A 1,240-nucleotide genomic window follows, 5' to 3' on the forward strand; every position below is an offset into this window, starting at 1 on the left:
GTCGTTTTTCCAGAGGGGCTGGTGTTGGCGGCGATCTGCTCGCGCGAGGACGTGAGGGACGCGATGCTAAGCGAAAAATACGCTAAATTTGAGGATCTGCCCCAGGGCGCGCGCGTGGGTACGACGAGCCTGCGCCGCAAAATGCAGCTTTTATCGATGCGTCCGGATCTTGAGATAATCTCGCTGCGAGGCAACGTCCAAACCCGCCTGCGCAAGCTAAAAGAGGGCGAATTTGACGCGATTATCCTAGCGATGGCGGGCGTGAACCGCTTAAATTTACGCTCCGAAGTCGCGCATATCGTGCCGTTTGAGCTAGATCAGATGGTGCCTGCGATGGGGCAGGGGGCGCTTGGTATCGAGGCTAGAGAGGACGCTGAAATTTTAAATTTGATAGAGTTCCTAAAAGACGAAAAAGCCGTGATAGAGACGACCGTGGAGCGCGATTTCGTCGCGATGCTAGAGGGCGGCTGCCAGGTGCCTATCGGCGTAAATGCAAATTTAAACGGCGATAAGATCGAGATACGCGCGGTCGTGGGACTACCCGACGGTAGCGAGAGCATACGCGAAAATATCGTCGCGCAAAAAAGCGAATGGAAAAGCGTGGGCGCCGAGCTTGGACGGATATTTATCGGCAGGGGCGCAAAAGAGCTGCTAAAACGCGCCGAGGAGATGGCTAATTTGTGAGGGAAATCCGCATGGGCTTTTTCTTCTCGCTTTTTGCGTAGGTTTATTTAGAGCCTGTACGCTCGTTTTTTACCCATAAAATTTCTACAATAATATTTATTTTAAAGGCAACATGCGTGACCGCCTTAAAAATAACTTTTACTCGCCGAGTAAATTTGGCTAGATAAATATCGCGAAGCTCGGGCAAAGCAGCGATTTTAGCGGGATATTTCGTATCTCGCTTACTTCTAAAAACGCCGAAACGGCATAGCCTGATACTAAAAAGTTGCACCTATTACACGCCTATAAAGAGGATAAATTTTTAAACTTATTATCAGTGGCGTGACAGATAATAAGACTCGACTTTTGCGCGTCCAGGACGAGGCTGGTTTGCCACAGATGAACACTGGCGAGTTTATAATGACAGAGCGGCTTTGATCAAATTCTAAATGCTATCTTTTTAAGACGTCTTAAGGTAAATTTATAGGTCAAATTTGACGCGTGATATTTTTAAAGTATCCAAAAAGACGAAATTTCTTAAAATTTGCCGCCGTTTCGGGAGCTGCGGCGCTACCTA

At 48.0% G+C, this 1,240-nt stretch carries 2 protein-coding genes; both read left to right on the forward strand.

The window, feature by feature from the left end; all coding sequences use genetic code 11:
* The coding region (gene hemC, locus Q0338_RS08025) for a hydroxymethylbilane synthase (protein ID WP_298086295.1) at positions 1 to 684 on the forward strand (684 nt) is incomplete at its 5' end.
* Positions 685 to 1,164: 480 nt separating this feature from the next.
* The coding region (locus Q0338_RS11075; RefSeq protein WP_366119821.1) for a twin-arginine translocation signal domain-containing protein at positions 1,165 to 1,240 on the forward strand (76 nt) is incomplete at its 3' end.

Origin of the sequence: uncultured Campylobacter sp., assembly GCF_938018145.1 — a bacterium.
Lineage (GTDB): Bacteria > Campylobacterota > Campylobacteria > Campylobacterales > Campylobacteraceae > Campylobacter_A.